The following is a 422-nucleotide window of genomic DNA, read 5'->3' on the forward strand; positions in this document are numbered from 1 at the left end:
CTTTTATCCCTGCAATTTGGTCTGGTAATAATTACAGTGAAAAAACTATATTAAAAGGTGTTGATGGCAATGAAACCTATGGGGAAGTGAGAGCCTTGAGTGCAGACGGTAAAATTGCAGGTGGGCGAAGTAAAGTTGGAGAAAATTACCGCGCTACTATTTGGTCAGGTAACGATTGGAAAGCCTATGATTTAGGAACCTTCGAACAAGATGGATCAGGTTTTTCTTCAGTTACTGCAATGAATGATGACGGTACTATCATAGGAGGACAAGCTCAATTTAATAATAGCTACTTCGGTTATGCTGCTCTTTGGTTTATTCAATATGATGAAAACGGCAAACCTACTATAGATTTGCTAACGAATGAAAGCAATATCCCTGATATTCCATCAGCTACAGATGCGACTACAGATACAGCACAG

1 protein-coding gene is annotated in these 422 nt (G+C 39.1%); it reads left to right on the forward strand.

Features of this window, described 5'->3' with window-relative positions; all coding sequences use genetic code 11:
- On the forward strand, positions 1–422 hold a 422-nt coding region (locus ACWIW0_RS11375; RefSeq protein ID WP_454453405.1), incomplete at both ends, for a hypothetical protein.

This window comes from Ursidibacter sp. B-7004-1, from assembly GCF_053654055.1.